Below are 12,110 nucleotides of genomic sequence, written 5' to 3'. Positions count from 1 at the left end.
GTGCGTCGAATTGCTCGCCTCTATTTCATTTTTTTTACCGCCTGGAGTTATGGTTTATTACCGCTTCTGCGCGATCTTTTAAAGCCTGAAATTCGTCGTGGTTTTTTCACCGTGCTTTGTTGGATTTCACCGGGCACTCATTTGCCAAGAGGTGAGCGTATTCGGCTAACGCTTGAAGCCTTGGGCCCAATTTTTGTGAAGTTTGGGCAAGTGCTGTCTACGCGTCGTGATTTGTTGCCAGAAGATATCGCGAATGAATTGGCAAAGCTTCAAGATCAAGTCCCGCCATTCTCTAATGAAGAGTCTCGTCGCTTAATTGAAGAAGATTTAGGCCAACCCATTGAAGCAGTTTTTATTAGCTTTGATGCCACTCCCGTTGCCAGCGCTTCTGTAGCGCAGGTGCATTTTGGAGTGTTGCGCGGCACACACAAACATCCTGAATGGGAAGGTCGTGCTGTAGCCATTAAGGTCTTGCGCCCTGGCATTCTGCCGGTGATTGAGGGTGATCTGGCTTTGATGTATGACTTGGCTAAAGTGATTGAAAAAGGCTCTGAGGATGGTCGTCGCTTAAAGCCGCGCGAGAACGTGGAGGAGTTTGATACGTATTTGCATGATGAGTTAGATCTCATGCGTGAGGCTGCGAATGCAAGCCAGTTGCGCCGTTATTTTGTCGACTCTAAAAAATTAATGATCCCTGAAATGTATTGGGATTTGTGTCATACCAATGTGATTGTCATGGAAAGAATGTATGGCATCTCGATTGGAAAAACCACAGCCTTGCGTGAAGCGGGCGTTGACTTTAAAAAGCTGGCTGCTGATGGCGTAGAAATATTTTTTACACAAGTTTTTGAATATGGTTTTTTCCATGCGGATATGCATCCAGGAAATATCATGATTAGCTTGGAGCCAGAAACATTTGGCCGCTTCATCTCACTTGACTTTGGAATTGTTGGCGCTCTGAGTGAGTCAGATAAAAATTATCTAGCTCTGAATTTCTTGGCTTTCTTTAACCGAGACTACCGCCGTGTTGCCCAATTGCATATCGAGTCCGGTTGGGTTCCTGCTAATACCCGCGTTGAAGAATTGGAAGGCGCGGTGCGCTCTGTATGCGAGCCGTATTTTGATCGTCCGCTCAAAGAGATTTCCTTGGGTATTGTCTTGATGCGTTTATTCCAGACCTCACGCCGCTTTAAGGTGGAAATTCAGCCGCAATTGACTTTGCTGCAAAAAACCCTTTTGAATGTTGAAGGATTGGCTCGTCAATTGGATCCCGACCTCGATCTTTGGAAAACAGCTAAGCCAATCCTGGAAAAGTGGGTGAGCAAGCAGTTAGGTTGGCGCGGTCTATTGGATGGTTTACAGAAAGAGGCGCCAACTTGGGCCAAAATTTTGCCCACATTGCCCCGGCTAATTGCGGATAGCCTGGCGCAAGGCCGAGCTCAAGTAAAAGACCAAAATGGCGAATTAGAGGTTTTAAAGGCCCTTTTACTGCAGGAGCGACGCACACATCGCCTTTTGGCGGGCGCCTTGTTGTTTGCCGGCGGGTTTTTAGCCGGAATTTTGATCATCAGCCTAGGCATTTATTAGTCTCTCGCTGATTGGCTGCTAACCCGTTAAAATAGCGACTTAGGCAGAACATATGAAAAAATACTTTATCGCTGGCATCCTCGTATGGGCACCATTGTCGATCACCATTTGGGTGATTGCATGGGGCTTGAGCCTGCTCGATGGCGTATTTGGTTCTGTAATGCAGGCCATGATTACCGTTTTCCCTCGCCAATTCGCATCAGATCTCCAGCATTTCCGTGAGCTGCCAGGTGTGGGTATTTTGATTGTGATGTCTGTAATCATGCTCACTGGATTTTTGGCAATCAGCTTTGCTGGTCAGTGGTGGATTCGGATGTGGAACAAGCAAATTAATCGCATCCCAGTTGTGCGTTCAATTTATTCAAGCGTTCAACAAGTGTCATCCACTTTGTTTTCAGGAAGTGGTCAAGCGTTTAGTAAGGCCTTATTAATTCGTTACCCCCATGCTGATTCATGGGTGATTGCTTTTAAAACGGGTACACCTGCAAAGGAAGTCGCTGCTAAATTAGGTGAAGATTACGTTAACGTGTTTTTGCCAACAACTCCAAATCCCACTTCCGGTTTTTTTATGATCGTACCCCGTGCGCAAACCATTGAATTGGAGATGAGTGTGGAAGAGGCTTTGAAGCATATTGTTTCAATGGGCTCTGTCCATCCCAATAGTTCTGGTGGTTTAGCTGGATCCCAGTTGCCACACCATTTTTGATTTATAGGAAAGTGTTATGTCGATGCGAAGCCATACCTGCGGTCAGGTAACTGATTCACTGATTGGTCAAGAAGTCACGCTCTCTGGATGGGTGAATCGCCGTCGTGACCATGGAGGCGTGATCTTTATTGACTTGCGTGACCGCGAAGGTTTCGTGCAAGTGGTTTGTGATCCAGATCATCCAGAAATGTTCGCCATTGCAGAGCAGGTGCGTAGTGAATTTTGTATTCAGATTAAAGGACTTGTGCGCGCACGTCCTTCTGGCACTGAGAATGTGGATTTAGTTAGCGGCAAAGTAGAAATTCTGTGCAACAACTTGGTGATCTTGAACGCATCTGTAACTCCACCGTTTCAGATTGATGATGAAAATTTGTCAGAGACAACTCGTCTCACTCGTCGCGTATTGGATTTACGTCGTCCACAAATGCAGAAGAATTTGCGTTTGCGTTACAACGTAGCAATGGAGTGTCGTCGTTATTTAGATGATGCAGGCTTTATCGACATCGAAACGCCGATGCTTACCAAAAGCACCCCAGAGGGCGCGCGCGATTATCTAGTGCCATCTCGTGTGCACGACGGCCAATTCTTCGCATTGCCACAGTCTCCACAGTTGTTTAAGCAATTGCTTATGGTGGCTGGTTTTGATCGTTACTATCAAATTACCAAGTGTTTCCGCGATGAGGATTTGCGCGCCGATCGTCAACCAGAATTTACGCAGATCGACTGTGAAACTGCGTTCTTAAGCGAGTTAGAGATTCGTGATTTGTTTGAAAACATGATTCGTCATATCTTCAAAAAAACGATGAATGTGGAATTGCCCAATCCATTTCCGACCATGCCGTATTCAGATGGTATGGCGCGTTTTGGCTCTGATAAGCCAGATTTACGTGTGAACTTTGAGTTCACTGAATTGACTGACTTGATGAAAGACGTTGATTGCAAGGTCTTCTCCGGTGCGGCTAATCAAGCTGGCGGGCGTGTTGTTGGCCTATGTGTTCCTGGTGGCGCTGAAATTAGCCGTAGCGCAATTGATGATTACACTCAGTTTGTCAGCATCTACGGTGCTAAAGGCTTGGCTTGGATTAAGGTCAATTCAGTTGCTGAAGGGCGCAATGGTTTGCAGTCGCCTATTGTGAAGAATTTGCATGATGCAGCGATTGAGGGCATTTTGAAGCGCACTGGGGCAAAAGATGGCGACATCATTTTCTTCGGCGCTGACAAAGAAAAAGTAGTGAATGATGCTATTGGTAATCTGCGTTTGCGCATTGGCCAATCTGCTTGGGGTAAAGCGCATGGTCTCTTTACCGAAGGCTGGAAGCCATTATGGGTGGTTGATTTCCCGATGTTTGATTACGATGAAGGCGAAGCGCGTTGGGTTGCTTGCCATCATCCGTTCACAAGCCCTAAAGATGAGCACATGCAGTACTTGGAATCTGATCCTGGCAAGTGTTTAGCCAAAGCGTATGACATGGTATTGAACGGTAGCGAAATTGGTGGTGGCTCAGTACGTATCTACCAAGAGGCGGTTCAAAGTCAGGTCTTCCGCGCGTTGAAGATTAATGCTGAAGAAGCGCAAGCGAAGTTCGGTTTCTTGTTGGATGCTCTGCAGTATGGCGCGCCTCCACATGGCGGTATTGCGTTTGGTTTAGATCGTATTGTCACGATGATGACGGGCGCCGAATCGATTCGTGATGTGATTGCCTTCCCTAAAACGCAACGTGCGCAATGCCTATTAACTCAGGCTCCTAGCCCGGTGGATGAGCGTCAGTTGCGTGAGTTGCATATCCGCTTGCGTTAAGTAGCTGCACCTGCCGCTTAAAACAGCTTAAGTAGCCGTTATCCCTCAGCTTTGAAAATCCCTATTTCGGTTTTAGTAGTTATCTACAAATCAGATAGGGATGTTTTATTGATAGAGCGCGCCGATAGAGCGGGCTTTTGGCAGTCGGTAACCGGTAGTCTTGATATGCCGAATGAAGATCTTGCTTTGGCTGCCACTCGCGAAGTTTTTGAAGAAACGGGCATTGCCGTAAATCAGCTGCCGACAGGTGCATTGCAAAATATGCATCATCAAATCGAGTATGAAATTTACCCTGAATGGCGCTTTCGTTATGCTCCCGGCGTCACCCGAAATACTGAGCATTGGTTTGCGCTAAAAGCTCCAGACAACACTTCAATTACTCTCGCCCCCAGAGAGCATGTCGCATATGAGTGGCTGTCTTATGAGGATGCCGCAAAGAAATGTTTCTCACGCAGCAATGGTGAGGCTATTCTGAAATTGTTTTCGGCTGACTAGGCTGAATTAAATGATCAATTAGGAATAAGGTAGAGCGATGAGACATTCATCGGGACATCATCACGGTAGCGCAGATTCAAAAACGCCTCAACGAGGTGACTGGCGCGTTATCCGCGACCTCCTTCCTTATCTTTTTGAGTATCGTTATCGGGTCATCATTGCCCTTAGCTGCTTAGTGGCCGCCAAGGTTGCCAATTTGGGCATTCCGATTGTGATGAAGGAGTGGATCGACTCCTTAGGCATTAAGGCAAACTCATCCTAGACGCTTCTGGTTGTGCCTCTAGGCATTATTGTCGCTTATGGCTTATTTAGAATTTCCGCACCTCTATTTACTGAGCTACGTGAAGCCCTGTTCGCCAAAGTCACCCAAAACGCCGTTCGAAAAGTGACGCTTCAAGTTTTTGAGTATTTGCATTCATTGGCCTTCAGTTTTCATTTGGCTCGCCAGACTGGCGATGTGAGTCGAGATATTGAGCGTGGCACACGCGGTATTCAATCGCTCATTTCTTATTCGGTCTACAGCATTCCGCCAACGCTTATTGAGTTTTGTTTGGTGCTGGGTTATTTCGCCTACTCCTACGACATTTGGTTTGCTGCAATCACTTTAGTCGCGTTGATTCTTTATATTGCTTTCACGATTGTGGTGACGGAATGGCGTACACATTACCGTCGCACCATGAACGATATTGACTCAAAGGCCAATCAAACAGCGATTGATTCTTTCTTGAACTTTGAGACAGTCAAGTATTTTGGTAACGAAGCTTTTGAATCGAGTCGTTATGACGAGAATCTGTTGCGCTATCAAGCGGCAGCGGTGAAGTCGCAAAAGACTTTGGCTTTTCTGAATCTGGGACAGCAGATCATGATTGCGGTTGGCTTAATGCTCATTCTCTGTCGTGCTACCGTAGGCGTTGTCAATGGCACCATGACTTTGGGTGACCTAGTTTTGGTCAATACCTTAATGATTCAGCTCTATATGCCGCTTAATTGTCTTGGAGTGATTTATCAAGAGATTACGCAGCCTTTGACGGATATGGATCGGATGTTCTCTTTACTCAATATCGATAAAGAGATTGCGGATTTTCTGGGCGCAAAATCCCTACAGATTCATCATCGTGGCAATGGCCCCGATGTGCGGTTTGAGTATGTTTCTTTTCACTATGACGCTCTAAGCGTGAAATTTTGCGTGATGTTAGTTTCAACATTCCCGTCGGGAAAAGTACTGCTGTAGTTGGGCAAAGTGGAGCGGGTAAAAGTACTTTGGCGAGACTGTTGTTTCGTTTTTATGATGTTCAGTCAGGAGAAATTCTGATTGATGGACAAAATATTAAAAATGTCACTCAAGCTAGCTTGCGCACAGTGATTGGCATCGTTCCACAAGATACGGTTTTATTCAATGATACGATTGGATATAACATCGCTTATGGCGATCCTTCCGCAACAATAGAAGAAGTCCAGGAAGCTGCTAGAGCCGGCGCAAATCGACGGCTTTATCAAGCGCTTGCCAGAGGGTTATGACACTCAAGTGGGCGAACGGGGTCTAAAGTTATCTGGCGGTGAAAAGCAACGCGTGACAATTGCTAGCACCCTCCGCAAAAAGCTCGCTATGCTGATTGTCGATGAAGCTACTTCAGCTCTGGACTCTAAAACAGAGCGCGCTTTTCAGGAAGAATTGCTTGGCCTAGCCAAAAACCGTACGACCCTCATCATTGCGCACCGACTTTCCACAATTATTCATGCTGATCAAATTCTGGTGATGGATCATGGGCAGATTTTGGAGCGAGGAACGCATGAAGAGTTGCTAGCGGAGAAGGGCAAGTATGCGGAGAGGTGGCAAATGCAGGAACGCGCCACTCTTGATTAGAATAGCTTAATGACTCAAGACGCCACTTCACTTTCTGATTCAATTAGCAAAGAAGCTATTTTAAAAAACGCCTTTGCCGCAGCCGTATCGGTTGCTGATCCACAAGTGATTGTTCCGCAATATTTGGCACCGATATTTCCCAAAGGGGAAGAGCCTCAAGGTAGGTGCCTGGTAGTTGGTGCTGGCAACGCCAGCGCTTCTATGGCAAGCGCTTTAGAAGCCTATGCAAAAACGAATTGGCCGCAAGTGAAATTAGAAGGCGTTGTACTGACGCGCTATGGACATAACTCGCCAACATCTCATATCAAAATCGTTGAGGCTGGACACCCAGTACCAGATCAGGCGGGTATGAATGGGGCAAAAGAGATTTATGCGTTAACCAATCAGCTCGAACAGGGCGATGTGTTGATTGCCTTGGTATCTGGCGGAGGCTCTAGTTTGTTGACTTTGCTGCAAGAAGGAATCTCGATTGATGACATGCGCAAGACTACAGAGGCCCTCTTGCGTAGTGGTGCCCCAATTGAGGAAATGAATGTAGTACGTAAGCATTTATCCGCAATCTTGGGTGGTAATTTGGCGAGAGTGACAATTGCTCGTGGCGCAATAGTAGAGGCTTTATTAATTTCCGATGTGACGGGAGATTCTCCTGCGGATATCGCCAGTGGTCCGTGCGCAGCTGATTATTCAACCTACTTAGATGCTCTTAATATTTTGCAAAAGTATGATCTGAATGAGTCTGTTATTCCGACAGCTGTAATCAATCATCTCAAACAAGGTTTAGTGGGTGAAAAGCCCGAAACGCTAAAAGATGCTGATTTAGTGAATGCTCAAGTAGCGAATCATGTGATTGCAACCGCTTATAAAAGCCTAGAAGCTGCCGCTGAGTATGCTCATGCTCAGGGATATGAACCAATCATTCTGGGGGATACGATGACTGGTGAGGCGCAAGAGATTGGCGTTGAGCAGGCTGCTTTAGTGCATGACCATGTAGCTAAAGGAATAAAACCGCTTGCCCTAATATCCGGTGGAGAATGTACCGTCACTATTCCATCTGGAATTAAAGGGCGTGGGGGCCGTTCTAGCGAATACCTACTCTCTCTGTTTGCTGCAACTTCTGATTTACCCAATATCGCAGCCTTAGCAGCCGATACGGATGGTATTGATGGCAGAGAAGAATGCCGGAGTCTGGTTTGATGGCGCCGCCTATCAATCTGCCAAAACTGCAGGTCTATCGCCAGAAAAATTCTTATCAGCGCATGATTGTTATGGCTTCTTTGCGGAATTAGGCGCTTTGGTGGAAAATGGCCCTACACTTACGAATGTGAATGACTTTCGCATCATCTTGCTAGAAAAATAATATGTCTAATAGCCTCACTCAAATTCAATTGATTCAGCCAGATGATTGGCATTTACATATTCGCGATGGCGAGGTGATGAAAGATGTATTGGCTGATACTGCACGGCAATTTGCGCGTGCCATCATCATGCCAAACTTAAAGCCACCAGTGACCACTGTGGAATTGGCTAACGCTTATCAATCACGCATTCAAGCCAATTTAAAGTCCTTGGGGAGAAGTAGTTTTACTCCATTGATGACCCTGTATCTCACAGACAATACCTCTACTGATGAAGTGCGTAATGCTAAGACTGCAGGAATTTCTGCTTTTAAGCTATACCCTGCAGGCGCAACAACAAACAGCGATGCAGGTGTGAGCGATCTAAAGCATTGCCATGCAGCTCTCGAGGTAATGCAAGAGCTTGGTGTGCCCTTATTGGTGCATGGTGAAGTAACCAGTTCTGATATTGATATCTTTGATCGTGAGGCAGTCTTTATCGATACTGTATTACAGCCTTTGCGCAAAAAATTTCCTGAGCTAAAGATTGTGTTTGAACACATCACCACTAAGCAAGCTGCTCACTATGTGCGTGATGCTTCGACCGCTGAAAAAAACACTATTGCCGCCACAATTACGCCGCAACATTTACTTATGAACCGCAATGCGATTTTTGCTGGTGGCATTCGTCCACACAATTATTGTTTGCCAGTACTCAAGCGTGAAGAGCACCGGGTTGCTCTAATGGAAGTTGCCACTAGCGGTAGTCCTCGTTTCTTCTTGGGGACCGATAGTGCACCACATGCTAAGGGCGCTAAAGAGGCTGCTTGTGGTTGCGCAGGGTGCTACAGTGCATTTAACGCATTTGGTTTATATGCTGAAGCATTTGAAAGCGTTGGAAAGTTGGATAAGTTAGAAGGCTTTGCGAGTTTCTTTGGCCCTGATTTTTACTCATTACCGCGCAATAGCAAAACAATTACATTGGCAAAGCAAGCCCAAAATATTCCTGCTGAATTGCCATTGGGTGATGCCACGATTGTTCCGCTGCGTGCTGGCGAAACGATTGCTTGGACACTCATGTAAAAACAGAATGCCTGAACTTTATTCCTTTCTTGGCCAAATTTTCCTGACTGCGTTAGACTGCAGGCGCAGAGTCAATTGGGCAATCGCTGCCTCTTTTATTGAGGGGGAGGAAAGTCCGGACTCCATAGGGAAGGGTGATGGCTAACGGCCATCCACGGCGACGTGAGGAATAGGGCCACAGAGACGAGCGCATTTAGTTACGGTGAAACGCGGTAACCTCCACCTGGAGCAATCCCAAGTAAGCAGGCGATGAGGCGTCCCGCTGAGTCTGCGGGTAGGGAGCTTGAGCCGTCAGGTAACTGCCGGCCTAGAGGAATGATTGCCCCTAGATGCAAAGCTAGGCGACAGAATCCGGCTTATCGATTGACTCTGCACTTATTCTGAAATAATTTCCACGCTGTAAGTGAGTTCAGCCGTTTTGGCCAACATAGTAGTGGCGGAGCAATATTTCTCATGCGAGAACTTTACGGCGCGGTCCACTTTCGCCTGGTCTAGGTCTTTTCCTTTGACCGTAAAGTGCAAATTGATCTTGGTGAAGACTTTGGGGTCTTCTGTAGCCCGTGCAGCCTGGAGGGCGACTTCACAGCCGCTAATGGCCTATCGAGACCTTTGTAGCATTAAAACCACATCAAATGCAGAGCAACCGCCTGCACTGGCTAAAAGTAGCTCCATTGGCCTTTGGCCTAGGTTTCTGCCGCCCGCTTCAGGGGCGCCATCCATATTTACGAGGTGACCACTGCCGGTTTCGGCTGAAAAAGCCATGCCGCCATTACTCAACCAAGATACTCGACATTCCATAGTAGTGACCCCTAACTTCTCTTAAATTAATCAATATTATCAATAGTTTACCAATATTTACAGTGTTTCGTTTGCTAGCAAAAACAACTAAAAAAACAGCAAAAAATTGATTTTGGTCAATATTCTTGCATCGCACCATACATATGGATACAATAACCATATTGGTAGTCAGTCTTGTATAAGACTGTGACTTACCTCCCGGTGTCTCCTCCACCCAAACATGGGTGGATTCCAACCCAGGACTCGTTCCTGGGTTTTTTTGGGTTACAATTCAAGGCTTTACTGAATTACCGAGCCGGTCAGCAGTAATTTGTTGTACCAGTTGAATTGCAGAATCTGCGAGCTTGCATACATAAGCAGGGCCAAGGTGGACGTAATTTGGTTGGGGTAATTTTTTTGACCATAACAATTTGAGAAATCATGAAAACTTTTTCTGCAAAATCCCATGAGGTAGTGCATGAATGGTTCGTGATTGACGCTACGGACAAAGTCCTCGGTCGTGTCGCCAGTGAAGTGGCACTCCGTCTACGCGGCAAGCACAAGCCTGAATACACCCCACACGTTGATACTGGCGACTTTATTGTTGTCATCAATTCTTCTAAGCTCCGTGTCACTGGCACAAAAGGCTTGAACAAGATTTATTACCGTCACAGCGGATACCCAGGTGGTATTCGCTCGACTAACTTCGACAAGATGCACGACCGTTTCCCAGGTCGCGCATTGGAGAAGGCTGTGAAAGGTATGTTGCCCAAAGGCCCGCTAGGCTATGCCATGATCAAGAAATTAAAAGTCTACGGCGACGCCAATCATCCGCATACGGCTCAACAGCCAAAAGCGTTAGAGATTTAAGGAAACCAAATGGCTATTAATTACGGAAATTGGAATTACGGTACTGGTCGCCGCAAGAGTTCTGTTGCGCGCGTATTCATTAAATCTGGCAAAGGCGACATTATTGTTAATGGCAAGCCTATCGATGCTTATTTTGCTCGTGAAACATCACGCATGATCGCTCGTCAGCCTTTGGCTCTCACAGCTCACTTAACGACCTTTGATATCAAAGTAAACGTTTCTGGTGGCGGTGAAACTGGCCAATCTGGTGCGGTTCGTCATGGTGTTACTCGTGCATTGATCGACTACGACAACGCTTTGAAGCCAACTCTGTCTAAAGCAGGCTTGGTAACTCGCGACGCTCGTGAAGTTGAGCGTAAAAAAGCTGGTCTGCACGGCGCGCGTCGTCGTAAGCAGTTCAGCAAGCGCTAATTCTTTCAGTCGCTCAAGTTTTATCGAAAGGGTCGCGCAAGCGGCCCTTTTTGTTTCTACAATTGGGGTATTCAGAGGTTTTGAGAGAAACTTCTCATGGTCGGTATTTTGGAGAAAGACATGATTAAGGTAGGCATCGTTGGCGGCACAGGTTATACCGGGGTGGAGCTGTTGCGTTTATTAGCGCAGCATCCCGAGGTAAAACTCACTGCAATTACTTCTCGCACAGAAGCTGGCATGCCAGTGGCTGAGATGTTCCCATCTTTGCGTGGCCGTGTTGAGCTGAAATTTACGACGCCTGATGAAGCAAAGCTCAACGAATGTGATGCGGTATTCTTTGCAACTCCGCATGGTGTTGCTATGGCGCAAGCAAAAGAGTTGCTTGCTAATAATGTAAAGGTCTTGGATCTTGCGGCTGACTTTCGTTTAAAAGACACCAAAGAGTTTGCCAAGTGGTGCGGCATGGAGCATGGTTGCCCAGATATTTTGGCTGAAGCCGTTTATGGTTTGCCAGAAATTAACCGCGATGCCATTAAGAAAGCGCGTGTAGTGGGTTTGGCTGGTTGCTATCCAACATCTGTCCAGCTTGGTCTTGCACCATTGCTGTCGCCTACATCAACTGGCGGCAAGCATTTGATCGATGGCACACACATCATCGCTGATTCAAAGTCAGGCACTTCTGGTGCTGGACGTAAAGCAGAGATCGGTACGCTGTTATCCGAAGCTGCTGATAACTTTAAAGCCTATAGCGTTAAAGGCCATCGTCATCTTCCTGAGATTGAGCAGGGCTTAAAAGCCATTGCGGGCCATGATCAGATTGGTTTGACATTTGTGCCGCATTTGACGCCAATGATTAGAGGGATTCATTCAACGCTCTACGTGCGGTTGACTGATGCCGGTAAAGAGGTTGATTACCAAAATCTGTACGAGCAATTTTATAAAGACGAGCCGTTTGTCGATGTGATGCCAGCTGGCAGTCATCCGGAAACCCGTTCCGTGCGCGGCAGTAATGGCATTCGGATTGCGATTCATCGCCCAGGCGGTGGTGACACTTTAGTGATTTTGGTGGTTGAGGACAATTTGGTGAAGGGTGCCTCGGGCCAGGGTGTGCAGTGTATGAACCTGATGTTTGGCTTGCCAGAAACTACAGGCTTGACGCAGATTGCTGTATCTCCTTAATTTGCA

General features: G+C 46.7%; 8 protein-coding genes, 1 other RNA gene and 3 pseudogenes. 11 read left to right on the top strand and 1 reads right to left on the bottom strand.

The genetic code is table 11. From position 1 onward, the window contains the following. The 8 genes and pseudogenes from ubiB (at position 1) to rnpB (ending at position 9,242) form a co-directional block, all read left to right on the top strand. A complete protein-coding gene (gene ubiB / locus DXE35_RS08030) occupies positions 1-1,587 on the top strand; it encodes a ubiquinone biosynthesis regulatory protein kinase UbiB (protein ID WP_114690159.1) in 1,587 nt (528 codons plus the stop codon). Between the two features lie 52 nt (positions 1,588-1,639). Continuing rightward, positions 1,640-2,293, top strand: coding sequence for a DUF502 domain-containing protein (locus DXE35_RS08025; RefSeq protein WP_114690158.1), 654 nt, complete (start codon positions 1,640-1,642; stop codon positions 2,291-2,293). A 16-nt stretch (positions 2,294-2,309) separates the two neighbouring features. Beyond that, positions 2,310-4,091 carry an aspartate--tRNA ligase gene (aspS, locus tag DXE35_RS08020; protein WP_114690157.1) on the top strand — a complete coding sequence of 594 codons (1,782 nt, stop codon included), beginning with the start codon at positions 2,310-2,312 and terminating at the stop codon, positions 4,089-4,091. 51 nt (positions 4,092-4,142) lie between these two features. Beyond that, positions 4,143-4,586: a dihydroneopterin triphosphate diphosphatase gene (gene nudB / locus DXE35_RS08015; protein WP_114690156.1), complete on the top strand. Its 444-nt coding sequence runs from the start codon at positions 4,143-4,145 to the stop codon at positions 4,584-4,586. Between the two features lie 37 nt (positions 4,587-4,623). Beyond that, positions 4,624-6,450: pseudogene (locus DXE35_RS08010) on the top strand (ABCB family ABC transporter ATP-binding protein/permease). Between the two features lie 9 nt (positions 6,451-6,459). Next, positions 6,460-7,807, top strand: a pseudogene (locus DXE35_RS08005) (glycerate kinase type-2 family protein). Between the two features lies 1 nt (position 7,808). Beyond that, positions 7,809-8,867 carry a dihydroorotase gene (gene pyrC / locus DXE35_RS08000; RefSeq protein WP_114690155.1) on the top strand — a complete coding sequence of 353 codons (1,059 nt, stop codon included), beginning with the start codon at positions 7,809-7,811 and terminating at the stop codon, positions 8,865-8,867. A 67-nt stretch (positions 8,868-8,934) separates the two neighbouring features. Beyond that, an RNA gene (gene rnpB / locus DXE35_RS07995) (RNase P RNA component class A) lies at positions 8,935-9,242 on the top strand. On the opposite strand, the pseudogene DXE35_RS07990 reads toward rnpB, so the two are convergent. Beyond that, positions 9,243-9,665, bottom strand: a pseudogene (locus DXE35_RS07990) (OsmC family protein). It lies immediately after the preceding RNA gene. Between the two features lie 420 nt (positions 9,666-10,085). Here DXE35_RS07990 and rplM point away from each other — a divergent pair. The 3 genes from rplM to argC all read left to right on the top strand — a co-directional run bounded on the left by rplM (position 10,086) and on the right by argC (position 12,104). Next, positions 10,086-10,514 (top strand): 50S ribosomal protein L13, encoded by a 429-nt coding sequence (gene rplM, locus DXE35_RS07985; RefSeq protein WP_114690154.1) that lies wholly within the window; start codon positions 10,086-10,088, stop codon positions 10,512-10,514. Between the two features lie 9 nt (positions 10,515-10,523). Next, on the top strand, positions 10,524-10,925 hold the full coding sequence (rpsI, locus tag DXE35_RS07980) for a 30S ribosomal protein S9 (RefSeq protein ID WP_114690153.1): 402 nt from the start codon (positions 10,524-10,526) through the stop codon (positions 10,923-10,925). 120 nt (positions 10,926-11,045) lie between these two features. Further along, positions 11,046-12,104, top strand: a complete 1,059-nt coding sequence (gene argC / locus DXE35_RS07975; protein WP_114690421.1) for an N-acetyl-gamma-glutamyl-phosphate reductase — start codon at positions 11,046-11,048, stop codon at positions 12,102-12,104. Positions 12,105-12,110: the final 6 nt, after the last annotated feature.

The sequence above is a fragment of the Polynucleobacter necessarius genome, from assembly GCF_900095215.1.
Classification (GTDB): domain Bacteria; phylum Pseudomonadota; class Gammaproteobacteria; order Burkholderiales; family Burkholderiaceae; genus Polynucleobacter; species Polynucleobacter necessarius_H.
Note: the sequence above shows the minus strand (reverse complement) of the source record. Positions and strands in the feature narration are given on the sequence as shown.